Genomic DNA, 24,659 nt, shown 5'->3' with positions numbered 1-24,659 from the left:
GGTGACAGTTCTGTCGTCCCGGCGCCGGGTCCGGTTGTGGTTCGGTCAGCACCAGATCGGTGAGTACATCGGCGACGCGGCCTACGCCGAGCGCTACGCGGCCGCCATGCGCCGCCGCTTCCCCGGCCTGGAGATCACCAACGAAGCCCTGGCGGCCCGGAGCCCCTCAGCCGCGAGCCGCCAGGTGTCAGGAGTGGGCTACTCGAGTTCGTAGGCCCGCTTGATGGTCTGAACCACTTTGTTGCCTGCGGCATCGATGGCGGTCGCGCGGAGGGTGACGAAGCCGGTGGACGGCTGGGTGAGGGCGGCCTTGAAGGTGTTCGGGCCGGTACGCCGTACTTCCACCTGCTGCCACGAGCCGCCGTCGTCGAAGGACGCCGAGACCTGCAGCGAGACGATCGGCTTGGCAGGTGCCAGAAAGGCCGTCTGGACGGTGACCGGGAACTCGAACCGGCCGCCGGGTGCGCGGTTGCGGTCGTCCAACGCGGGTGTGTAGCGCACGTTGAGGAGGGGGAGGGCGGTGTCTGCTCCGTCGGGAGTCCGCTGGGATCTGAAGGTCCAGTCGGACGAGATCTCCGTCGAGAGCTTGGTCCAGACCTGACCCGGCTTGACCACCTTCACCAGCCGGTACGTCGCAGGGGCGGCCGGCAACGCGAAGGTCTGGATGGCGATCGAGTCCGTCGAGCCGATCTGCCGGCCATTGCGGAAGAGCGTCGTCTGCTCGGACTCGCTGCTGACATCGCCGAGCCGGTTGGGGACGCCGTCGGAGAAGGTCGGGACGTACACGCTCAGGCTGTCGCCGTCGCGGGACACCCACGGCAACTTCGGCCGTCCGGGGTTGCCGATCCGCGGGTCGGGCAGGCTCGGGCCGAACACACCCCGCTGCCAGGCCAGCTTCGCCGTCCGGCCGGCCTTGAGGTTGTAGGCCTCCGACTCGACCACTGAGCGGTACACATAGCCGTTCTCCTCGTCGAAGCTGAACACCTGGTTGCCGAAGCCCCACGCCACCCCCTTCGCCGAGTAGTACTCGTCCCGCCGGAACGGCAGCGTCATGCTGATCGTCGGCGTGAACACGAACAACGGCAGCCGGGTACCGTCCGCGGCCGGCGCCGGATCGGTCGGGTAGCCGTAGTTGTCGGCGTAGAAGCCCGGCTCACCGGCGTACGACGCGTCGACGTGCGCATAGTCGCCCGGCTTGGTGATCACCGACGGGTGGGCCGGGATCCGGCCGGGCCAGACGGCCACGTCGTGGTACAGGTACGGGCTGTTCAGGAAAGAGCCGACGCCCGGGACCGGACCGTCCGGTGCCCCGGCCCACACCACGTGTGAGTAGGCCTTGAAAGTCGACTTGTCGCCGGTCTTGTTCGGTACGACGTACAGCTCGGGAACGATGTTCGGAGTGCCGTCACCGTCGATGCCGACGCCGCCGATGTACTGCCCGACGGGAAGCGTGCGATTGATCCCGATCCCGCCGGTCGCCACGGTCGCGCCGGTGACCGGCGGGCGGTAGCCGACCTTCGCGGCCTTGCTGCCGTCCAGCACGACCGGTCCGGTCTTGCCGATCACCAGGTCGCCCTCGGTGAAGTACGTCAGGTTCTTCCAGCCGGGCGCGTTCTCCCGACGAGTCGCCGTATAGCCGTCGACGACGTAGTGGCCGGTCGGCAGCGAGACGGTTTCACCGGCCGAGACGATGTATCCCTCCTGGCGCTCGACATCGACCAGGTACGTGCCGGCCGAGTGCAGATCGTCGTTGGTCCCCGGCGCACCGGAGAAGTCCGTCATCTCCACCTTGTGCGGATAAGTCGACACCTGCTTGCCGATGCCGACCGTCGTCCGGATCGCCGAACCGTTGCCGCTGGCAACGAGCCAGGCGGCGTACGCGCCCTCGGCCTCGGGGCCATCGGTGCGACCGGTGACATTGACCTGAGCACTGCCGTTGGCGGGGACGGTGATCGTCGACCGGTCGAGGCGGAACAGCTTGGCGCCATCCAGCCGTAGCGTGAGCTGGATCGGCCGGGAGCTCTTGTTGACGTACGTCACCGGCTTCGTGACCGGTTTGTCGTCGTTGTGCGGGGCGGTCTGCAGGCCGAGATTGAGGTTGCTCGGCATCGCCAGCACCTCTTGCTTGATCGCCTGCGCGACATCGACCCGGCCGGCGCCCTGGGTATAGATGCCTTGGCCGTCGAGTCCGACCGACGAGCCCATCAACGCCGACTTCAGCTCCGGGGCTTTCCAGTCCGGGTGCTGCTGGGCGAGGAGGGCGGCGGCGCCGGCGACGTGCGGCGCGGCCATCGAGGTACCGGACAGTTCGGCGTACGAGTCATTGATCGCAAAGGGCGCCAACGGGGTGTTGGATGCGCGGGCGGCGACGATCCGGCTGCCGGGCGCGGAGATGTCGGGCTTCACCGACAGGTCGCCGACGCGCGGGCCCTGGCTGGAGAACTCGCTGTGCGTGTCGGACTTGGTGACCGAGGCGACGGCGAGGGCCGCGTCAGCGGCGGCCGGGGTGGACACGGTCTGCGCGGCGCCGAAGTTGCCGGCCGAGACGACGAACAGAGTGCCGGTACTGGCGGTCAGCTCGTTGATGGTCTCGGACAGGATGTCCGTACCGTCGCTCGGCCCGCCGCCGATGCTCATGTTGACGACCTTCGCGCCGGACGTCGCGGCCCACTGCATCCCGGCGATCATCGCGGACGACTCGCAGTTGCGGTCGCCGCAGACCTTGCCGATCATCAGGCCGGCATCGGGGGCAACGCCCTTGTACTTGCCACCCGACGCGGCTCCCGTGCCGGCCACGGTCGAGGCGGTGTGAGTGCCGTGGCCGACCCGGTCTACCACGTCGTTCTCGTCGACGTTGCCGTCCTGGTCGGGGGCGAATCCCTTGGTGGCGATCACCCGGTCCTTGAAGTCGGGGTGGGTCGCGTCGTAGCCGGAGTCGAGTACGGCGACCTTCACGCCCTTGCCGGTGAAGCCTGCCTTCCACGCGGCGGGGGCGCCGATCTGGGGGACGCTGCGGTCGAGGTTCGGGGTGACACCGCCGTCGAGCCAGAGCTTCTTGACGGTGCCGGCCAGGCCGGTCTTGTGCTTGGCCTGGGGGCTGTTGAGCCAGCTGTCCCACAGATCGGTGGCCTGGGAACGCTCTTGGCCGATCGCCACCGCGTCGATGATCGGCAGTTCGCGCTTGACGATTGTGCCCTCGGGGAGGGCGGAGCGGACGGCCCGGGCGGCGCCGTTGGCGGCGTACTGGACGAGCAGGGGGAGGCGAGGCGAGGACTTGTCGTCGAGGCCGAGGGTGGCGAGCAGGCTGACGTCGAACAGGCGCTCGTCGACGACGCCGGCGGAGACGAGCGGGAAGGCGTCCAGCGGGACGACGAGTTCCTTGCCCTTGAAGGAGGACTTGTGGAAGGCCATGCCCTCGCGGCCGGAGCCAGGCTGGACGTTGGCGGCGCGGTAGCCGGTCGCCGTCTTCTGCACGGTGACCTTGTCGCCGGTGACGAGGGTGACGGTGAGCGGGCGGACGGTGCTCGCCAACCCAGCGCCGACTCCGTCGGTACCGGCGCTGGGCTGGATCTGGAGACCGGCGGCAGGAACCGCCAAGGAAGTGGCGAAAACCAGCGACACGACGGTCGCGGCAGCCAGCTTTCGAGATCGGGACAAGGGAGTTCACCTCACGGAGAAGGGGCGGTTTCGGGCAGGGCGAAGCACGGCGACGGCCGGGCGGGCCGTCACCGGATCAGAGAGGGTTCTAACGGATGGCGGGGGAGGGCGGGGTGGGTTTTTCGTCGGTCCAGCCGGATTCGAGGACGACGATGGCGCCGCCCTTGAAGCCGTCGTACTCCTGGCTCAGCAACCGGCCGGTGGCCGGATCGACGATGAAGTCGGTCTTGCCGTCCCAGAGTCTGGTCATGCCGTTGGACGGCCGGCCCGGCTTCGTCCAGTCCATGCTGATCTGGGTGCCTGTCCGGCCGATCGGATCCTTGACGTTCTCCTTGATCCGCACGCCCGGCAGCATCGAGAGCACCCGCAGCGCCGCACCGCGCAGCTTCGGCGGCGACGGCATCTCGAACAGCAACCGCCCGGCCGCGTTGAACACCTGGTAGTTGATGTCGTCGGCCGTCATGTCCGGCTCCGGGTTCGCCGCGAGCACCGCGCGCAGCTTCTCCGGGTCGGTCGGCAGCGCCTGGATCTGCTGGGCGCTGACCGGCTTCACCCCGCTGAGGTAGTAGCCGGGCGGCACCTCGTCGAAGGTCATCTTGTTGACCACAGGCTCGGTCGGCGCCATCGTGACCGGGTTCGTCTCGGTCATCGGCCACGCCGTCGGCGACCCCTGGGCGCGCCACTTCGCGGCGTCCGCGCGGGTCGCCGGATACGCGCCGAGATCGACCCAGCCGAACCAGGACTCGGCGCCCTGTCTCATCGGCATCCAGCTCTCGGTGATGGTCTTCTGCTGGATCTTGTACTTCGGTGAGCCGACCTCGATCGAACCCCGGATCTGCAGGTTGCGGACCCGGAAGAACTTGCCGGAGACCTTCTCGTCGATCTCCTGCTTGATCGCGAGCTGGACCAGCACCTGGCCGGCCGTCATCAGCTTGGGGCTGGTCGGCGTGACCGTGCCCGGCACAGGTCCCGCATCGCCGCTACCGGCGCCCGGCGACAGGATGAGCGGCGTCGCGAGCGCGGCCAGCGCCACGGTGGCGGCCGTCGCGGTCAACGCCATGCCGACCCGGCCGGACTTCGCAGCGTCGTACCAGCGATCCCTCCGACGGGCGGTTTCGGCCTCGCGGATCAGCTCCTGTACCCGCCGACGCGCCTTGTTCGTCGTGTCGGCGGACGGGCCGGGCTGCTCGGGGAAGGCTTTGCGGATCTTGTCGAACTCGTTCATCTCAGGCCTCGTCACGAGTTGCGGTCGGGTCGGTGTGGCCGAGATGTTCGCGGACCACCCGGCGGGCCCGGGACAGGCGGGACGCCACCGTCCCGTTGGCGATGCCGAGGGCGGCGGCGACCTCGTCGTAGGTGAGTTCGCCGAGCGCCACGAGCATCAGTACCTCGCGGTCCTTCGCGGAGACCTTCGCCAGTGCGGCGGCGAGCTGGCGGCTCGCGCTCTGCGCGGTCACCTGGGCGGTGACGCGTTCCTCGTGCCCGCCGGCCGGCGTCGGCAGCGGCAGCTTCGCGGTCGCCCGCCAGGCCCGTACTTCGTCTCGCCGGTGCCGCCGGATCAGGTTGGTGGCGATCCCGTACAGCCAGGCCCGGACGACGCCGTTGCGCCCGTCGAACTTGGCCCGCTGCCGGAACGCGACCAGGAACGTCTCCGCGGCCAGGTCGTCGGCCAGGTCGGTCCCCAGCCGGCGGGCGACGTAGGAGTGCACCTGAGGGAAGTACCGGTCGAAGATCAGCGTGAACCGGTCGGGCTCTCGCGCGGACGCCTCGAGGATGCGGGCGTCCTCGTCGGGGACGAGCGCGGCGACCCGGCTCGGCACCAGCGGCCGGCCGGGCAACGCGAGCGTCGCCAGGGCGAGGTCGGGCGTCATCGAACTCCTCATGCCGTCGGCCGGAGGTTGGCCGGGACCGGTCGGCCCCGGGGCAGCGCTGGTGCTGCCGTCCGGCTCACCCTGTTCTTGTCCGATGTCCCCGACACCCTTCTCGACCCCGCCGACCGTCCGCGTGCATGACGCGCCGGGGGTCGATCCGGATGACAGGGAGAGTCAGAAAGAGTTGAGGAATCCTCGGGCGGCCTGCTCGTCGGCGGGCCAGACGTAGACGCTCCAGCCGTGTTTCCGTACGCCGGACTTGGTGTCGTCCTTGGTCCGCGCCGCGGTCGCCTTGATGCCGAAATCCTTCAGCATCGCGACCTTCACCCTGGCCTCGTTGTACGTCTGCACCGTCTGGACGTCGATCAACAGTCCGAAACTGTCCTTTTCGGCCGGTGAGTAGTCAGTACGGCGCACCAAGGACCCGCCTTTGGCCTTGGAGAACGCCCAGCGGGTGAGCAGCACCATGCCGCCCGCGAACGCGATGGCCACCACGGGGAAGAGGAAGTAGTGCTCAGCGAACACGGACACCATTGTCTCGCTAAATGAAAGGTCCCGAACCCTTGGCAACCTTCCGTGTCGCCAGGGAGTCTCTACCAATACAACGCTGCAAGCGCGGCCGATTCTCGGGGGCCGCCGGAAGAGCGGAGGGCACGGACATGCTCGCACCGACCCACGTGATCTACCTGACCGGACTGCTGGACGTCCGCTCGGTGGGCGACGTACGACAGCAACTCAACCACCTGATCGACAACTCCGAAGGCGACGTCGTCGTCGACCTCGAATCCCTCGACGCCCTGGACGCGACCGGCCTGGGCCTGCTGGTGGCTGCCCATCGCCGGACCCAGCTCCTCGGCCGCCAACTGGTCCTGCGCCACCCGCTGCCATCGGTGATCCGCATCCTCGCGGCCACCCGGCTGCACCGAATCCTCCACATCGAACGGACCCCGCTCCCGATCTCGGCCTAGCACTGCCCTCTCGCCCTGACCACCAGCGGGGCGACTTTGTGCTCGACGTGAGTGTCCGGGGCGCGGCAGGACACTCAGCTGGAGCACAGAGTGGATGGTTTGGGGCGTCTGATGGAGGAGGCCGCAGGGGTGTGACTTAGTCCGCTTATGACACCAGTCACGAGGAGAGGACTCACAAGGGCACATAGTCCTACTCTCGGGTACATGAGCACCGAGAAGGATCGGCCGTGGGTGATGCGGACGTACGCCGGGCACTCGTCGGCGGCGGAGTCGAACGCGCTGTTCCGGCGCAACCTGGCCAAGGGCCAGACCGGGTTGTCGGTCGCCTTCGACCTGCCCACGCAGACCGGGTACGACGCGGATCACCCGCTCGCGAAGGGTGAGGTCGGCAAGGTCGGCGTACCGGTGGCTCATCTGGGCGATGTGCGGCGGCTGTTCGATCAGATTCCGCTGGCGCAGATGAACACGTCGATGACGATCAACGCGACCGCGATGTGGTTGCTCGCGCTCTACCAGGTCGCGGCGCAGGAGCAGGGGGCGTTGCCGGACGAGCTGACCGGGACGACTCAGAACGACATCGTGAAGGAGTACCTGTCTCGCGGCACGTATGCCTTTCCGCCCGAGGCTTCGCTGCGGCTCAGTACCGACCTGATCGCGTACACGGTCTCGAACATGCCCAAGTGGAATCCGATCAACATCTGCAGCTACCACCTGCAGGAGGCCGGCGCGACGCCCGTGCAGGAGTTGGCGTTCGCGTTGTCGACGGCGATCGCAGTACTGGACCGCGTGCGCGACGGCGGTCAGGTACCGGCCGATCGGTTCGGGGATGTCGTCCAGCGGATCTCGTTCTTCGTCAACGCGGGCGTGCGGTTCATCGAGGAGACCTGCAAGATGCGCGCGTTCGTGCGCCTGTGGGACGAGGTCTGCCTCAACCGGTACGGCGTGACGGACGCCAAGGCGCGGCGGCTGCGGTACGGCGTACAGGTGAACTCGCTCGGCCTGACCGAGGCCCAGCCCGAGAACAACGTGCAGCGGATCGTGCTCGAGATGCTCGGCGTCACCCTCTCCAAGAACGCGCGGGCCCGGGCCGTCCAGCTGCCCGCGTGGAACGAGGCGCTCGGGCTGCCGCGACCGTGGGATCAGCAGTGGTCGCTCCGGATGCAGCAGGTGCTCGCGTACGAGTCCGATCTGCTCGAGTACGACGACATCTTCGATGGCTCGCACGTGATCGAGGCGAAGGTGGACGAACTGGTCGCCGGCGCGCAGGAGGAGATCGACCGCGTTCAGGCGATGGGCGGAGCCGTCGTCGCGGTCGAGAGCGGGTACCTCAAGCAGGCGCTGGTCGCATCGCACGCCGAGCGCCGGCAGCGGATCGAGTCGGGTGAGCAGATCGTCGTCGGCGTCAACAAGTTCGAGAACACCGACCCGTCACCGCTCACCGCCGATCTCGACACCGCGATCCAGACCGCGGACCCGCAGGCCGAGGCCGCCGCGCTGAAGTCGCTCGAAGAGTGGCGCGCCAACCGCGACGCCAAGGCGGTCGAGGATGCGCTCGCCAGACTGCGCGAGGCCGCCAAGGGCACCGAGAACCTGATGCAAGCCACCCTCAGCTGCGTCCGCGCCGGCGCGACGACGGGGGAGTGGTCAGGAGTACTGCGCGAGATGTTCGGCGAGTACCGCGCCCCGACCGGCGTCTCCGGCTCGGTCGGTGTCTCCGGCGGAGGCGAGGCGATCGCCGCCGTCCGCGCCAAGGTCGCCGCCACCTCGGAGGAACTGGGCGGCCGCCTGCGCTTCCTGGTCGGCAAGCCCGGCCTCGACGGCCACTCGAACGGCGCCGAACAGGTCGCCGTACGGGCTCGTGACGTCGGCTTCGAGGTCATCTACCAGGGCATCCGCCTGACCCCCGAACAGATCGTCGCCGCCGCCGTGGCCGAGGACGTCCACTGCGTTGGCCTCTCGATCCTCTCCGGCTCCCACATGGAACTCGTCCCCCAGGTCGTCGAAGGCCTCCGCGAAGCCGGTCTCGAAGACGTCCCGGTCGTCGTCGGCGGCATCGTCCCAGACGCCGACGCCCGATCCCTCCAATCGGCCGGCGTAGCCGCTGTCTACACCCCGAAGGACTACGACCTGACCGGGATGATGTCCAACGTGGTGGACGTCATCCGAAACGCCAACCACCTCTAGCTCTGCTGCTCGGTCCGGGTGGCCTGCTTGGCGGCGATCAGGTCTTCGACGGCCTTCGGGATGGTGGTTTCGAAGTCGAGCAACTTCGCCCAGGTGAGGGTGACGGTGATGACGATCATTTCGTCGTACAGGGCCTTCACGCCTTCGAGCCAGCCGTTGTACTGGTCCTCGTCGGCCATCACCTTGCGGCCGGCGATCAGGTAGCCCTCGGGGACGCCCTGGACCAGTTCGACCTCGGCGGTGCCGCGGAGCAGCAGGACCTTCGGGGGGAAGGCGCCGGTGTCGATGGTGAGGGCGACCTTCGGGTTCTTGCGCAGTGCGGCGACCTTGGCCGCCTTCGGGACGGTGGCGATCTGGAGCTGGTCGCCCGCCATCCAGAAGCCGATCGGGATCACCCGCGGGTCGCCGTCCAGGCCGTCGTAGGCGAAGCGGGCCGGCTCGGAGCCGTTCAGCAGCGCCTGGGAGTAGGGCCTGGCGAGGATTTCGGCGATCTCGGTCTTGTTCATGATGGGTTTCTTCCTCTCGGGTTTCGGCTCTTACACCCAGGGACGAAGCCGCCGCGACGTTCTCTACATCGCTAGGTTGAAGAGATGCGAGAAACTTTTGCCTTCGGCGCGGGGCAGGCGGAGTTGACCGAGGACGGGGCCGTGGCGGCGGTGCTGCACCCGGTCCGGAAGCAGTCGATGCTGCTCGTGGACGGGCCGGTGCACGACCCGGCGCGGTACTGGGGTAAAGGCTTCGTGATCTCCAGCAGCGGCAGTCATCGGTTCGACGCGCCGGACTTCACCCGCTGGCGGCAGACCGGGATCGATCTCCTGTACCGCCTGGGCGACCTCGAATTGCGGGTCGGCCGCCGGTTCGGCGAGCACTGGACCGAGACCTACGAAGTACGGAACATCGCCGACGAGCCCGTCGAGCTCGGGTCGCTGGGGGTCAGTACGCCGTACCGCGACCTCTACAGCTCATCCCGCGAAAGCCTCAACCAAGCAGTCCACGCCCACCTCTGGACGGGCGGCGCCGACTCCTGGGTCTGGGCGCAACCGATGGACGGCAGCGGCCCCGGCCTCGGGCTGCAACTCACCGAAGGCGAGCTCTGGGCGTACTCCGTAGAGTCCCGCGACGCCGACACCGGGAGCAACCTCCGCGGCCACCTCTACCTCCACCCCACCGACCACGCCCGTGCGCCGCACGCGATGGGCGGCCAGCCGCAACTCGTCCTCCAGCCCGCCGAATCCCACCGCTGGACCTGGCAACTCGCCTGGCACGACACCCTCGAGGCCTTCCACGCCACCCGCACTCCACTGATCGAAGCGACCACCCTCACCGCAGAGGTCGGCGAGACGATCACCCTCCAGCTCGCCGACCGAGCAAAGGGCCCAACCAGCATCACCTCGGAAACCCCCGGCACGCAGTACGTCGAAGCCACCGACGGCGCAGCCACTTCGCGCATCAACGTCCTCTTCCACGAGCCCCTCCGCACCATCGTCGAGCGCCGGGTCCGCTTCGTCCTCGACCACCAGCGCCCGGTCGAGCTGAGCACCAGCCGCCGCTTCTCCTTCGTCCCCTACGACAACGAGACCGGCCTGCGCATCCTCTCCGGCGCCTGGCGCGACTGGTCCGACGCCCGCGAACGCATCGGCACCGCGTTGTTGCTCCAGGCAACAAGAGACCGGGGCTGGGGTGATCGGGAGGAGCTCGACGAGGCGCTGGCCGGCTACCAGCAGTTCGTCGCGGAGTACCTGCTCTCCGAGGACGGCACCGTCGCCGACGACAGCCTCCACGAGGGCCGCGTCCGGCTCTACAACTTCCCCTGGTTCGCCCGCTTCTTCCTCAACCAGGGCGACACCGAGACGGCGATCCGCATCATCGACCGGTACTACGAACTAGGCGGCGCCCACTTCCTCGCCTTCGACCTGGGCCCCCTCCTTCGCGAACTGGCCAAGGTCGCCCCCCGAATGCGCACCCACCTGGCCAACCACGCCCAAGCCTTCCTCGACCACGGCGACGACCTCCCACCGCATGAGGTCAACTACGAACAATCCATGGTCGCCCCACTCCTGGAACTCCTGATAGCCGCCCACCTAGAGGCCCCCGATTCAATCAACCCCAACGAACTGACCCGCCGCCTGCCATGGCTCACAGCCTTCGCGGCCGACCAGCCCGACGTCCGCCTGCGCCACATCCCTATCCGCCACTGGGACGGCTACTGGTTCGGCCTCCTGCGGATGTGGGGCGATGTCTACCCGCACTACTGGTCGATCCTCAGCGCCGCCGTCTACCTCACCTGGCCACGCGACCTCGTCACCCGAGCCGAAGCCGACCAGCTCGACGAAGCTGGCCGCGCGATCCTCCAGGCCAACCTCGTCAACTTCCACCAGGACGGCTCAGCCACCTGCGCGTTCGTCTATCCCAGCGCCGTCAACAACCGTCCGGCCCACGTAGCCGACCCGTTGGCCAACGATCAGGACTGGGCTCTCGTCTACGCGCTCAGACTGGGCAGCCGCGCCACAAAGTAAGCAGCCTTTGGAAAGATCCTGACTGAAATCGATCTCCAATGGTAGTTTATTGGCCTCGGGGAGTAGCCGCCGCCGCGAGGCGGCCGACTGTGCTGGGGGAACGCCGTGGTTGCGAACGTCAGTCTGGGTCGCCGGCCAGAACTTTCCGAACACGAGAAACTCTTCCGGGAACTGCTTCCCGCACCGATCGCCGACGCCTACCTCGAGCTGCTCACCGTCGGGCAGCGAGCCTGGTCGGACAACGACGGGATCGGCCAGGAGCTGATCACCCGGAACCTCGCCTACTCACACCGCTTCAACGGCACCGAGACGCTGCGCCCGGTCGATCCGCTGATCGCGACGACCGGCCTGCTCACCCAGGTCCAGCGTGAGCTCGGCCGTCAGCAGGAGCGGCTCGTCCAGGGGTACGTCGCCGCGGCCGAGCTGCACCACCAACGTCAGTTGCACGACAAGCAGGCAAGCGAGGTCCCATCGCTGCTCGCGCAACTGCTGACCGACCGCGACGAGATCGCCGAACGCTGGCTGACCTCGATCCACACCGTCCAGTGCACATACCGCTCGATCGCCGTCCACGATCCCGATCAGACCGCGCCGATCCTGCCGTCGCCGCTCGCGAGCCAGTGCGACTCGATGCATTTCCGCGAGCTCTGTACGCCGGAGTTCCTGGCCGACCCCCGCGGCGCCGAAGCCGTCCGCGCCGCGACCGAAGCGGGCATCGAGGTCCGTACCGCCCACAGCCTCCCGGCCCGGATGCTGATCGTCGACGACCATTTCGCCCTCATCGGCCTGGTCCCGACGGGCACGACCGGTGCCCTGCTGGTCCGCTCAGCCGTCCTCATTGCAGCCCTCATCCAGTACTACGACCAGCTCTGGTCGGCCGCCACACCGGTAGTGCTGCCAGGCGTGGGAAGGTCGGGGTCGGCCTCCAACCACCTGGGCGCGACCGAGCGGGCTGTCCTCTCCCTCCTGGTCCACGGCCTCAAGGACGAGGCGATCGCCCGCCATCTCGGCCTCAGCGTCCGTACCGTCCGCAGGCACATCTCCACGGTGATGGAGTTCGTCGACGCCCCGACCCGGTTCGCCGCCGGCGCCGCCGCCCAACGCCTCGGCCTGCTCGACTGAGCGTGTTCTTGGGCTGATTGGCCAGTACAGGAAGTTGTCCACAACTGACCTGTCCGGGGCGGCGACGGGAGGCTCACGCTGGAGCCGAGCATCCCCCCGCCGCCCCGGAGGTTCCCGATGTCCTATCCAAGATCACGTCTACTGCGCGGCTATCCAACTCCTCGATCGGGACGCTGGACAGCCGCGGCGCTAGGGCTGGCGCTCGTCGTCGAGTTCCTGGTCCAGCCATCTGATGCCGACGCGGCGATGAGAGCAGCCGCCGAGGCGAGCGCGCAGGCCTTCGCCGACCAGACCCCGAAGGCGCCGCTGGAACGAACCGACGAAGCCTCGGCCATGACGACGGCCCGGATCACCGGAGAACCCGTGATCATCTCCGGCCGGACCACCGAGACGACGCAGTACCGCGCGCTGCCGTCGGGCAAGATCGAGGCGACCGTCGCGGCCGGCCCGGTCCGGATGCTCGACGAGGACGGCGACTGGATGGACGTCGACCTGACGCTGGTTCGCCGGCCCGACGGGTCGGTCGCGCCGTTGGCCCATCCGCAGGATCTGACCCTGTCCGGCGCAGTGGCGGGCAAGGGTGACCATCCGCTCGTGACGATGGGGGCCGCAGGCAAGCAGTCGTCGCTGGGCTGGGCCGGACCGCTGCCGGCGCCGGAGCTGGCCGGCACGACTGCGACGTACCGGGAGGTCAAGCCCGGGGTGGATCTGGTCGTCGCGGTGACCCGGACGGGTTATCAGCAGCATCTGCTGGTGAAGAACCGGGCCGCCGCGGCGCAGGTGAAGCAGCTCCGGATGCCGTCCAAAGGCCTGCCTGGCAACGCGCAGGGACTGTTGATGTGGGACTCGACCGTCGACAAGGCGTCCGGCGAGCACACCCGCCGTGCGCCGATCGGACTCGGCCGGACCAAGGACGCCCTGGTCCTCACACCGAGCGCCGCGTTCCTGAACGACCCGAAGACGGTCTACCCGGTGACCATCGACCCGTCCCAGTCCACGGGCGCCAACTTCGACGCCTTCGTGCAGAACACCTACACCTCCGACCAGTCCGCCGCGACCGAGCTGAAGCTGGGCACGTACGACGGTGGCGGCAACAAGGCGAGGTCGTATCTGCGGTTCGACAATCAGGACTGGCTGTGGGACAAGCAGATCCAGGCGGCCACGCTCAGCCTCTGGGAGCACCACTCGTTCTCCTGCGCCGCGGCCGGCTGGGAAGCCTGGCGCACGGCCGACGTCGACAACACGGCCCGCTGGACCAAACAGCCGGCGCTGTACGAGAAGGTCGGTACTTCCACCCAGACCAAGGGTTTCTCCACCTCCTGTGGCGCCGGCTGGGTGACGATCCCGGTCACCGCTGCCTTCCAGTACACCGCCACCAACCGGCTCAGCAAGACCACCATCGGGCTGCAGGCGGCCAGCGAGACCGACAACAACGGCTGGAAGCGGTTCGCCTCCCGGGAGGCTGCGGCCAACCCGCCGTCGGTGACGATCACCTATCAGACCAAGACCGCGGTCAACACCCAGGCCACCTCGCCACAGACCGTCTGCGCGACCGGCACAGCCCGTCCGTACCTGTCCAGCGTGACCCCGCAGTTGCGGGCCCAGATCAGCGACGGACTCGGTGCCCAGGTGTACGGCACCTTCGAGTGGAAGCCGATCAGCGGGTCCAGCACGACCGTGAACGTCGGCCCGGGCGCCTCCGGCTCCTGGCTGGCGACCACGATCGGCCAGGGCGCTCTCACCGAGGGCGGTACCTACGCCTGGCGCGTCCAGGGCACCGACGGTACGACGCCCGGCGCGTGGTCGTCCTGGTGTGAGTTCACCGTCGACACCATCGCACCCACGGCCGCACCGACCGTCGCGTCCACGACGTACCCGGTCGGCCAGTGGTCGGGAGGTGCGGGCACAGCCGGCACCTTCACCTTCGGCGCCTCCGGAGTCGGTGACGCCGTGGCCTACGAGTACGGCGTCGACACCAACCCGCCGGACCAGGTGGTGAATGCCTCCACCGCCGGAGCGACGACTTCTGTCACGATCACCCCGACAGCTGACGGCCCGCACACCCTCTGGGTACGGACTCGCGACCGGGCAGGCAACAGGTCTCCGCTGACCGCGTACCAGTTCGCTGTCGGCGGCGGCGCGGTACTCACTCCCAAGGCTGGTGACATCAGCGCGGCCAAGACCTCCATCACCGGCGCCGCGCGTTCCACTGCCACCGGAGTGACCTACCAGTGGCGTCGCGGCGACACCGACGCCTGGGTGGACATCCCTGCGGCCCACGTGCAACTGGCCGCGGGTGGCGGTGCCGTCAGTTGGCCGCTCCCGACCTCGGGCGACGGCCAGTTCCCGAAGCTGAACTGGAACATCGAGGCGACCCTGGCGGCCGCGGACGCACAGTCGATCCCGCGCGACGGACCGCTGCAGCTGCGCGGCAACTTCACCGGCGGTACGGCTGCCTCGTCCGGAGCGGTGAAGCTCACTTTCGACCGCAACCTGGCCAGCGCGGCGGCGGAGGAGATCGGACCCGGCGAGGTCAACCTGCTGACCGGCAACGTCAGCCTCTCCGACACCGACGTCACGGTCGACTCCTACGGCAGCGACCTGACGGTCGGCCGCACGTACAACAGCCGGCAGTCCGCGAAGGCCGACGGCTCGGGCATGTTCGGTCCCGGCTGGATCTCCAGTGCGATCGTCGACGAAGCGGAGACGCCGTACACCTCCCTGGACGTCTACGGCTCGCTCCGCCAGATCGGTACGCCGGATGGCGACGTAGTGGGCTTCACCGCCCGCGATGGCGTCAACTTCGATCCCGAGGTCGGTCAGGAGACGCTCAAGCTGACCTACGCCTCCAGCACCGACACCTACAAGCTCACCGACGACCAGGGCACGGTCGTCACGTTCGGCCGGGTCACCGGCTCCGCGGCCGGCAAGTACGTCCCGACGGTCACCACCATGCCGGGCAGCAATCAGAGCACGTCGTTCGTCTGGGAGCGGGTGACAGTCGGAGGTGTCGAGGTCCTGCGGCCGACCCGGGTCCTCGCGCCAGTACCCGACGGCGTCAGCTGTACTACGGTCACCCGTGGCTGCCGGGCACTGAACTTCACCTACGCCACCGCGACGACGGCTACCGGTACGACGGAGTCGGCCTGGGGCGACTACGTGGGCCGGGTGAAGGAGATCTCCTTCACTGCTTGGGATCCTGACCTGGCGACACCGGCCATGCGGACGATCCCGATGGCCCGGTACAGCTACGACAACACTGGCCGGCTCCGGTCGGCGGCGGACCCACGGACCAGCGGCAAGGACACGTACGACTACCAGTCCGATGGCGTGCTCTCCGCCATCAAGCCGGCCGGGAAGGAGCCGTGGCAGCTCAGCTACACCACTGTCGCGGGCGACTCAGGGGCCGGGCGGCTGCAGAAGGTGAGCCGCTCCGCGCTCGCCGCCGGTACTGCGGTCGAGACCGTCGTCTACAAGGTCCCACTGTCGGGATCCGGTGCCCCCAACGACCTTTCGCCGACGCAGACCAAGCGCTGGGGGCAAGTAGAGGCTCCGACCGATGCCACGGCCGTCTTCCCGGCCGACCAGCTCCCGAACGGTTCCAGCTGGGAGCGCGCCACCGTCAGCTACCTCGATGCCAACGGCCGCGAGGTGAACGAGGCCAAGCCCGGCGGCAATGTCACTGCGACCTGGTACGACGGCTTCGGCAACGAGGTCCGGACGCTCACCGCGGAGAACCGCAAGCGGGCCTTGGACCAGTCCTCGTCCGACAACGACGTCGCGGAGCAGACCCTGGCCCAGAGTTACTCCACGATCAACACCTACTCGCTGGACGGCGTGCGGCTGGAAACCACGCTGAAGCCTGAAACCGAGGTCCGCCTCGCCAACGGGACGACCACCCGAGGCCGTCAGCTCAACCGGAAGACGTACGACCAGGGCGCCCCGGCCGGCGGTGGCCCGTACAACGTGGTGACCACGGACGAGACGCAGGTCCGCGTGTGGGGTGCCGGCGGCACGACGGTCGAGGCCGACCGCAGAGTCGCGACCATCGCTTACAACTGGAGTCTCCGGCAGCCGACAGTGACCACCACCGACCCAGGTGGACTGGCCCAGACGGTCCGTACGACGCTCGACCCGGTCACCGGGCTGGAGACCTCGACCACCCAGGCCGCCGGCGGAACGACCACCAACACCCCGGCAACCCGCAAGACGATCTACTACCGGGCCACTGCGGGCTCTGGCTTCTCCGAATGCGACCTGCATCCGGAGTGGGCCAACCTGCCGTGCCGCCTCCAGCCCGGCGGCCAAGCGGCCACTGGTCCGGAGTTGCCCGCCGTGGTCACGACATACGACATCTACAACCAGGAGCGGGTCCGGACCGAGAAGACCAGTGCCGCGACTCTGCGGACCACTACGACGACGTACGACGCGGCCGGGCGGGTGCTGGAGACCAGCGTGAGTGGTCTCGGTACAGCGGTGCCTGTCCAGCGCAACGTGTACGACGCAGTGACCGGTGAGCACCTTCGGACGCAGTCCGTTGTGGGCGGCTCGGTCACTGCCGAGGTGGTTCGCACCTACGACACGCTGGGCCGGCTCACGTCGTACAAGGATGCCGACGGCAACCTGTCGACCACTACGTACGACCTGCTGAGCAGGGCGGCCACCAGCGCCGATGGAAAGGCCACCCGGACCTACGGCTACGACTTCCGTGGCTTGCTCAGCACGGTCGCGGACAGTCAGAGCGGGACGTACAGCGGTGGCTACAACGCTGACGGCACGCTGGTGACCGAGACCTGGCCGAACGGCGTCAAGGTGGACACCTCGTACGACGAGGCCGGCGAGGAAGCCGGAATCACCTACAGCAAGCCAGGTTGCGCCGCGAGCGACTGCACCTTGTTCCGTGAGTCGCTGACCAGGTCGGGTCTCGGCCAGACGGCGAAGCGGGTCAGCAACTTGTCCACGCAGGTCTACGCCCACGACCAGGCGGGACGGGTCTCCTCGGTGCAGGACACGGTAGGCGAGAGGTGCACGACCCGGACCTACTCGCTGAGCGTCGCGACGAACAGGTCCACCAGTACGGAGTACGGGCCTGCTGCTGACGGTACTTGCCAGACGACGACCGCCGCAGGAAGCAAGACGTGGACCTACGACACGGCGAACCGGGTCACCACGGCCGGCTACGAGTACGACGCCCTGGGGCGGACCACGAAGGTTCCTGCCAGCGACACCGGCAATCCGGCCGGTGGAGACCTCACGGCGACGTACCACGCGGACAGCCTGGTCGACACGATCACCCAGGCCGGCCGGACCACCGACTACAGCATCGACGTCACCGGCGAACGGGTTCGGTCGTGGACCGACAACGCGACCGGTGAGGTGCTGTCGCACGTCAACCACTACGACGGCGACGACGATTCGCCCGCCTGGACGCAGGAGGGCCCGGACCGGTGGACCCGGGTGATCGCCGGGCTGAAGGGCATGAGCGCCGTACTGGACAGCGACAGCGGCGTAGCGGAGTGGCAGATCTCCGACCTGTCCGGCGACATCGTCGCGACCATCCACGACGGTGACCAGGGCCTGTCGACCACGGGCGAAGCGACGGAGTACGGCGGGTTGAGCGACTCCGAAGCGATCGGCAAACAGCGGTACGGGTGGCTGGGCGCCGAACAGCGGGCCGCGGACGCGCCGTCCGGGATCGTGCTCATGGGGGTCCGCCTCTACAACCCGGTCACCGGGCGGTTCCTGCAGACCGACCCGGTCTACGGCGGCAGCTGCAACGCCTACGAGTACACCTGCGCGGACCCGGTCGACAAGACCGACCTGAACGGGCAATACACCTGTCTGGGTTTCCGGAAGTGGTGCTTCAGCATCGGCAAGCGGAGGTCGAAGTGGAGTTGGTGCGGCGACTGCTTCATCATGCACGCCGGTAAGAAGTTCAAGAAGTGGACGGACCGGCAGCTCCGGCGCGGCAAGAAGTACGGCAAGGCCTGCGTGCAAGGTGCCACCGGCCTGGCGTCGACCAGAGGAGCTAGGGGCCGGTACGGCTTCCGCCTGCGCTTCAAGATGAACTGGAAGAGATGGGGTTGGCAGGGCTGCTACCGCTCGGTGATCAGCAAGTGGCTGTGGAGTCGCTAACTCCTACCCCATGGCCAGTAGAGGAAGTTGTCCACTAGTGACCTGTCCGGGGGAGCGGTAGGGCCTCACGCTGGAGCAGACCAATTCGCTTCAGGAGGTCATCCGCCCATGCCCCCTTTCCCGAAGTCCCGATTACTCCGTCCCTATCCAGGACCGCGGTCGGCCCGCTGGATCGGCGTCACCGTCGGTCTGGCGCTGGTCGCCGCGGTCCTGCAGGTTCCCGCCGACTCCGAGGCAGTAGAGGCCGAACAGCCCGCTGCTGCAGCAGATCTACCGCTCGAGCGTCCTGACGAGGCATCAGCCATCGTCACCGCGAGGACGACGGGCAAGCCGGTACTGATCACGGGCAAGACCACTGAGACCACCGAGTACCGCGCACTGCCGTCCGGTCAGATCGAGGCGATCATCGCCGCCGGCCCGGTCCGGATGCGTGATGAGGAGGGGGAGTGGACCGATGTCGACCTGACGCTGGTCCAGCAGGCCGACGGCTCGGTCGCTCCCCGAGCCCATCCGTACGGACTGACGTTGTCCGGTCCGGCAGGCAAGGGCGACCATGACTTGGCCGCGCTCGGCGCCACTGGCAAGCGTTCCAGTCTCGGCTGGTCCGGCCCCCTGCCGGTCCCCGAACTAGAGGGCAACGTTGCCACGTACCGGAACGTGAAGCCTGGTGTAGACCTCGTCGTCGAGGCCACCCGGACCGGCTATCAGCAGCACCTGCTGGTGAAGAGCAAGGCCGCTGCGGCCCAGGTCAAGCAGCTCCGCATGCCGTACAAGGGTGCGCAGGGCAACGCCCAGGGACTGTTGATGTGGGACTCGACCGTCGACAAGGCGTCCGGCGAACACACTCGCCGTGCCTCGATCGGACTCGGCCGGACCAAGGACGCCCTGGTGCTCACGCCGGATGCCGCCTTCCTGAACGATCCGAAGACGGTCTACCCAGTCACGATCGACCCGTCGCAGAGCTCGGGTGCGAGCTTCGACGCGTTCGTGCAGAACACCTACACGAGCGACCAGTCCGCGGCGACCGAGCTGAAGCTCGGCACCTACGACGGCGGTGGCAACAAGGCCAAGTCGTATCTGCGGTTCGACAACCAGGAATGGCTGTGGGACAAGCAGATCCAGGCCGCCACCCTGAACCTGTGGGAGAGCCACTCCTACTCGTGTGCGGCGGCCGGCTGGGAGGCGTGGCGCACCGCCGACGTCACCAGCGCGGTGCGCTGGACAGCACAGCCGGCCGAGCTGGAGAAGGTCGGCACCTCGACCCAGACGAAGGGTTTCTCGAGCTCCTGCGGGGCCGGCTGGGTGACGATCCCGGTCACGGCCGCGTTCCAGTACACCGCGACCAACCACGCGGCGAAGACGAACATCGGGATCAAGGCGGCCAGCGACACCAACAGTGCCGGCTGGAAGCGGTTCGCGTCCCGTGAGGCCGCGGCCAATCCGCCGTCGGTGACCGTCACCTACCAGACCAAGACCGCGGTGACCGCGCAGGCCACCGCCCCGGCCACGGTCTGCGGCACCGGTGCCGCCCGTCCATACATCTCTACCCGTACGCCGCAGTTGCGTGCGCAGATCAGCGATGGTCTCGGCGCCCCGGTGTACGGCACCTTCGAGTGGCAGCCGATCGGCGGAGCCACCACCACCGCCACCGAAGGGCCCGGCGCATCCGGCGCCTGGCTGGGCACAGCCATCCCCAGCGGCGCTATCGCCGAGGGCGGCAGCTACGCCTGGCGAGTGCGGGGCACCGACGGTACGACGCCTGGCGCGTGGTCGGCCTGGTGCGAATTCACGGTCGACACCGTCGCGCCCGCAAGCGCGCCGACCGTCTCGTCCACGACCTACCCGGTGGGTCAGTGGTCAGGTGCAGCCGGTACGGCCGGGACCTTCACCTTCGGCGCCGCAGGTGTCGGCGACGTGGTGGCCTACGAGTACGGCGTCGACACCAACCCGCCGAACGAGTCGGTCAACGCTGCCACCCCGGGGGCGACCACCAGCGTCAGCATCACCCCGACCGCGGACGGACCGCACACGTTGTGGGTCCGGACCAGGGACAAGGCGGGCAACCGGTCGCCGCTGACGGCGTACGAGTTCGCTGTCGGTGGCGGAGCGGTGATCTCGCCGAAGAACGGTGACGTGAGCGCGGCCAAGACAGCGATCGTCGGCACGGGGCGCAGTACCGCCACCGGTGTCACCTACCAGTGGCGTCGCGGTGACACCGACGCCTGGGTGACGATTCCGGCCGCCAACGTTCAGGTCGCCGCCGGCGGTGGTGCCGTGACGTGGCCGCTGCCGACCAGTGGCAACGGGCAGTTCCCGAAGCTGAACTGGAACCTGGAGGCCACCTTGGCCGCGGTCGACGCCCAGTCGATCCCGCGGGACGGGCCCGTCCAGATCCGGGGCAACTTCACCGGTGGCATGGCGGCTTCGTCGGGAGCCGTGAAGCTCACCTTCGACCGCAACCTCGCGACGGCGGCCACGGAAGAGATCGGCCCGGGTGAGGTCAACCTGCTGACCGGCAACGTCAGCCTGTCGGAGACCGACGTGTCGGTGGACTCCTACGGCAGTGACCTGACCGTCAGCCGGACCTACAACAGCAGGCAGTCGGCCGCCAACGACTCCTCCAACATGTTCGGCCCCGGCTGGATCTCCGGCGCCGTCGTGGACGAGGCGCAGACGCCGTACACCTCCCTCGACGTCTTCGGGACGCTGATCCAGGTCGGCACGCCGGAGGGCGACACCGTGGGCTTCACGGCCCGCGACGGCGTGAACTTCGACCCCGAGGTGGGGCAGGCCAGCCTGAAGCTGACCTATGCGAGCGCGACCGACTCGTACAAGCTCACCGACGAGCAGGGCTCGATGGTGACCTTCAGCCGGGTCACCGGCACGACTGCCGGCCAGTACTACCCGACGGCGACCACGCTGCCGGGCAGCAACCAGACCACCACCTACAACTGGGAGAAGGTGACGATCGGCGGTGTCGAGGTCGTGCGGCCGATCCGGATGCTGGCACCGGTTCCGGACGGGGTCAACTGCGCGACGATGGCCCGCGGCTGCCGGGCACTGAACTTCACCTACGCCACGACGACCACAGCGACCGGTACCACCGAAGGCGACTACCTCGGGCGGGTCAAGGAGATCTCCTTCACCGCATGGGATCCGGACCTGGCCACACCGGCGCTGCGGACGGTCGTGGTCGGCCGGTACAGCTACGACAACGCCGGCCGGCTGCGTTCGGCCTGGGACCCGCGGCTGGACTCCGGCAGCACCCACCTCGGTGACACGTACACCTACCAGGCCGACGGTGTGCTGTCGACCGTCAAGCCGGCCGGGCAGGAGCCTTGGCAGCTGAGCTACACCACCGTGCCGAACGACCCGGGCATCGGCCGCCTGCACAAGGTGTCCCGCACTGCCCTCGCTGCCGGTACTGCCGTCGAAACCGTTGTCTACAAGGTGCCGTTGTCCGGCGCAGGTGCACCGTATGACCTGTCCCCGGCGCAGACCAGGCGATGGGGGCAGCCTGAAGCTCCCACTGACGCCGCAGCCGTCTTCCCGCCTGACCAGGTGCCTGACGGCAACCCCGCCACGGGTGCACTGCCGTCGAACTGGGAGCGGGCGACCGTCACTTACCTGGACGCGAACGGCCGGGAGATCAACGGCGCCTCACCCGGCGGCAGCATCACCACCAACTGGTACGACGGTTTCGGCAACTCCGTGCGCTCACTGACCGCGGAGAACCGCAACCGGGCCCTGAACCAGTCGGCGTCGGACAACGACGCCGCCGAGCAGACCCTGGCGCAGGCCTACTCCACTGTGAACAACTTCTCGCTGGACGGAGAACGGCTGGAGAGCACGCTGGGACCTGAGACAGAGGTCCGTCTCAGCACCGGCGCGACGGTCAGGGGCAGGCAACTCGTCCGCAACACCTACGACCAGGGCGCGCCCGCCACCGGCGGTCCGTTCAACCTGGTCACCACCACGGAGTCGCAGGTTCGGCTCTGGGGCGCGGACGGTACCGCGGTCGAGGCAGATCGCCGGGTCACCACCACCGGCTACAACTGGACGCTGCGGATGCCGACGGTACGGACCACTGACCCCGGTGGCCTCGGCCAGACCGTCCGGACCACCCTGGACCCAGTCACCGGTCTCGAGACCTCGACCACCCAGGTCGCGGGCGGAACGACCACCAACACCCCGGCAACCCAGAAGACGATCTACTACCGGGCCACTGCCGGATCCGGCTACAGCGAATGCGACCTGAGGCCGGAGTGGGCCAACCTGACCTGTCGCCTCCAGCCAGGCGGCCAGCCGGCCACCGGCCCGGAGCTGCCGGTCAAGGTGCAGACGTACGACATGTTCAACCAGCAGCGGGTGCTGATCGAGAAGACCAGCGCCGGGACACTGCGGACCAGCACCACGAAGTTCGACGCCGCGGGCCGGATCCTGGAGGTCTCCGTGGTGGCGGCAGCAGGACTCGGTACTGCGGTACCGACCCAGCGCACCGTCTATGACCCGCTCACCGGCAACATCCTCCGGACGGAGTCCGTGACCGGGGGTACCGTCACCGCCGAGGTCGTCCGGACCTACGACACCCTCGGCCGGATCACCTCCTACAAGGATGCCGACGGCAACCTGTCCACCACGACGTACGACCTGCTGGGCCGCCCGGCCACCACCTCGGACGGCAAGGCGAGCCGCATCTACGGGTACGACTACCGCGGCCTGCTCACCTCGGTGAACGACAGCAACACCGGTACGTACACGGGTACTCACAACGCCGACGGGCAGTTGGTCAGCGAGACCTGGCCGAACGGGGTCAAGGTCGACACCAGGTACGACGAAGCCGGCGAACAGGCCGGTCTCACCTACAGCAAGCCAGGCTGTCCGGCCGGCGACTGCACGTTGTTCAGTGAGTCGGTGACCGGTTCCGCCAACGGCCAGACGGCCCGACGGGTGTCCACCTTGTCGAGTCAGCTCTACCAGCAGGACGCGGCCGGCCGGGTCACCTCGGTCCAGGAGACCATCGGTGAGCGGTGCGTGACCCGGGCCTACGGGTTCAGCAGTGCGACCGACCGGACGACCAGTACGGAGTACGGGCCGGCCGCCGACGGCAGTTGCCAGACAACGACACCGGCGACCTCTCGTACCTGGACCTACGACACGGCGAACCGGGTCACCACGGCCGGCTACGCCTACGACGCTCTGGGCCGGACCACGACGGTGCCGGCGATCGACACCGGAGCACCCGCGGCCGGGAACGTCACGGCCACCTACCACGCGGACGACCTGGTCGACACGATCACCCAGGGCGGCCGCACCACGGACTACGCCATCGACGTCACCGGCGAGCGGGTCCGGTCCTGGACCGACAACTCGACCGGCGAGGTGGTGACGAACGTCAACCACTTCGACGAGGACGGGGACTCGCCGGCCTGGACCCAGGAAGGCGACAGCCGGTTCACCCGGGTCGTCCCGGGGCTGGCCGGGATGACCGCGATCGTCGACAGCGACTCCGGCGCGCCGGAGTGGCAGATCGCCGATCTGTCCGGCGACATCGTGGCCACCATCCACAGTGGAGAGGAAGGACTGTCCAGCACCAGCCAGGCCGACGAGTACGGCCGGCTCGGCGACTCCGAGGCCGTCGGCAAGCAGCGCTACGGCTGGCTCGGCGCGCAGCAGCGGGCCGCCGACGCGCCGTCCGGGATCGTCTTGATGGGTGTCCGGCTCTACAACCCGACCACCGGACGCTTCCTGCAGACCGACCCGATCTACGCCGGCGGCTGCAACGCCTACGAGTACACCTGCGCGGACCCGGTCGACAAGGTCGACCTGGACGGCAAGTGGCCGTGCTGGAGCAAGAAGTGCCTGCTCAAGGCGGCGGCGAAGAAGTGGAAGGCACTGAAGAAGAAGATCAAGCGGAACAAGTACGTCCGCTGGGTCTGGCGCAAGGTCGTCAAGAACAAGTACGTGGTGGCCTGTGCCAAGGGCGCCGGTCTGTCGATGGCGCGGAAGTCCTTCTGGGCCAAGTACAAGCGGCTGCCGCTCAAGGTCGGCCGCTGGGGCGCACAGGGCTGTGCGTTCGGCATCGTCAAGACCTACGTCTGGACGAAGATCAAGAAGTGGATCACCCCGACCGGTCCGGGACCGATGTCGCCGTCGAGCCGCGGCTGGCACTAAGCCGTGAGCTCATCCAGTTGAACCGATGATCC

12 protein-coding genes are annotated in these 24,659 nt (G+C 68.3%); 7 read left to right on the top strand and 5 right to left on the bottom strand.

The genetic code is table 11. The features are described 5' to 3' along the window. The first annotated feature begins 1 nt into the window (after position 1). Entirely contained in the window at positions 2-214 is a 213-nt protein-coding gene (locus tag ABD768_RS18060; protein WP_343963990.1) for a hypothetical protein, read from the top strand. Here the strand turns inward: ABD768_RS18060 and ABD768_RS18055 are convergent. The 4 genes from ABD768_RS18055 to ABD768_RS18040 form a co-directional block, all read right to left on the bottom strand. Continuing rightward, positions 199-3,657 carry a S8 family serine peptidase gene (locus ABD768_RS18055; RefSeq protein WP_344841929.1) on the bottom strand — a complete coding sequence of 1,153 codons (3,459 nt, stop codon included), beginning with the start codon at positions 3,655-3,657 and terminating at the stop codon, positions 199-201. The genes ABD768_RS18060 and ABD768_RS18055 overlap by 16 nt on opposite strands. Positions 3,658-3,745: 88 nt before the next feature. After that, a complete protein-coding gene (locus ABD768_RS18050; RefSeq protein ID WP_344841926.1) occupies positions 3,746-4,882 on the bottom strand; it encodes a CU044_5270 family protein in 1,137 nt (378 codons plus the stop codon). A gap of 1 nt (position 4,883) precedes the next feature. Further along, positions 4,884-5,528, bottom strand: coding sequence for an RNA polymerase sigma factor (locus tag ABD768_RS18045; protein ID WP_343963984.1), 645 nt, complete (start codon positions 5,526-5,528; stop codon positions 4,884-4,886). Positions 5,529-5,702: 174 nt separating this feature from the next. Next, on the bottom strand, positions 5,703-6,062 hold the full coding sequence (locus tag ABD768_RS18040; protein ID WP_343963982.1) for a hypothetical protein: 360 nt from the start codon (positions 6,060-6,062) through the stop codon (positions 5,703-5,705). 125 nt (positions 6,063-6,187) lie between these two features. Between ABD768_RS18040 and ABD768_RS18035 the strand changes: the two genes are divergently transcribed. Both ABD768_RS18035 and ABD768_RS18030 read left to right on the top strand, forming a co-directional pair. Then, the gene (locus tag ABD768_RS18035; RefSeq protein WP_343963980.1) at positions 6,188-6,496 is read left to right on the top strand and encodes an STAS domain-containing protein; all 309 of its coding nucleotides are present in this window, start codon (positions 6,188-6,190) and stop codon (positions 6,494-6,496) included. Positions 6,497-6,700: 204 nt separating this feature from the next. Further along, the gene (locus ABD768_RS18030) at positions 6,701-8,680 is read left to right on the top strand and encodes a protein meaA (protein ID WP_343963978.1); all 1,980 of its coding nucleotides are present in this window, start codon (positions 6,701-6,703) and stop codon (positions 8,678-8,680) included. On the opposite strand, the gene ABD768_RS18025 is transcribed toward ABD768_RS18030, so the two are convergent. Then, positions 8,677-9,186, bottom strand: coding sequence for a pyridoxamine 5'-phosphate oxidase family protein (locus ABD768_RS18025; protein WP_344841922.1), 510 nt, complete (start codon positions 9,184-9,186; stop codon positions 8,677-8,679). The two genes, ABD768_RS18030 and ABD768_RS18025, sit on opposite strands and share 4 nt — an antisense overlap. 84 nt (positions 9,187-9,270) lie before the next feature. On the opposite strand from ABD768_RS18025, the gene ABD768_RS18020 reads away from it, so the two are divergent. From ABD768_RS18020 to ABD768_RS18005, 4 genes are all read left to right on the top strand, one after another. Further along, on the top strand, positions 9,271-11,196 hold the full coding sequence (locus ABD768_RS18020) for a hypothetical protein (protein WP_344841919.1): 1,926 nt from the start codon (positions 9,271-9,273) through the stop codon (positions 11,194-11,196). A gap of 105 nt (positions 11,197-11,301) precedes the next feature. After that, positions 11,302-12,318, top strand: a complete 1,017-nt coding sequence (locus tag ABD768_RS18015) for a helix-turn-helix transcriptional regulator (RefSeq protein WP_344841917.1) — start codon at positions 11,302-11,304, stop codon at positions 12,316-12,318. A gap of 117 nt (positions 12,319-12,435) precedes the next feature. Further along, complete coding sequence (locus ABD768_RS18010; RefSeq protein WP_344841915.1) at positions 12,436-18,453, top strand: DNRLRE domain-containing protein; 6,018 nt, start codon at positions 12,436-12,438, stop codon at positions 18,451-18,453. A gap of 108 nt (positions 18,454-18,561) precedes the next feature. Then, complete coding sequence (locus ABD768_RS18005; protein WP_344841912.1) at positions 18,562-24,627, top strand: DNRLRE domain-containing protein; 6,066 nt, start codon at positions 18,562-18,564, stop codon at positions 24,625-24,627. Positions 24,628-24,659 lie beyond the last annotated feature (32 nt).

The organism is Kribbella ginsengisoli (assembly GCF_039537185.1).
Classification (GTDB): Bacteria; Actinomycetota; Actinomycetes; order Propionibacteriales; family Kribbellaceae; genus Kribbella; species Kribbella koreensis.
This window is presented reverse-complemented; position numbering and strand designations above follow the sequence as displayed.

Coding starts and splice junctions, on each gene's coding strand:
- ABD768_RS18050 (WP_344841926.1), bottom strand. CDS start 4,882: ATGAACGAGTTCGACAAGATCCGCAAAGCCTTCCCCGAGCAGCCCGGC.
- ABD768_RS18045 (WP_343963984.1), bottom strand. CDS start 5,528: ATGACGCCCGACCTCGCCCTGGCGACGCTCGCGTTGCCCGGCCGGCCG.
- ABD768_RS18040 (WP_343963982.1), bottom strand. CDS start 6,062: ATGGTGTCCGTGTTCGCTGAGCACTACTTCCTCTTCCCCGTGGTGGCC.
- ABD768_RS18035 (WP_343963980.1), top strand. CDS start 6,188: ATGCTCGCACCGACCCACGTGATCTACCTGACCGGACTGCTGGACGTC.
- ABD768_RS18030 (WP_343963978.1), top strand. CDS start 6,701: ATGAGCACCGAGAAGGATCGGCCGTGGGTGATGCGGACGTACGCCGGG.
- ABD768_RS18025 (WP_344841922.1), bottom strand. CDS start 9,186: ATGAACAAGACCGAGATCGCCGAAATCCTCGCCAGGCCCTACTCCCAG.
- ABD768_RS18020 (WP_344841919.1), top strand. CDS start 9,271: ATGCGAGAAACTTTTGCCTTCGGCGCGGGGCAGGCGGAGTTGACCGAG.
- ABD768_RS18010 (WP_344841915.1), top strand. CDS start 12,436: ATGTCCTATCCAAGATCACGTCTACTGCGCGGCTATCCAACTCCTCGA.
- ABD768_RS18005 (WP_344841912.1), top strand. CDS start 18,562: ATGCCCCCTTTCCCGAAGTCCCGATTACTCCGTCCCTATCCAGGACCG.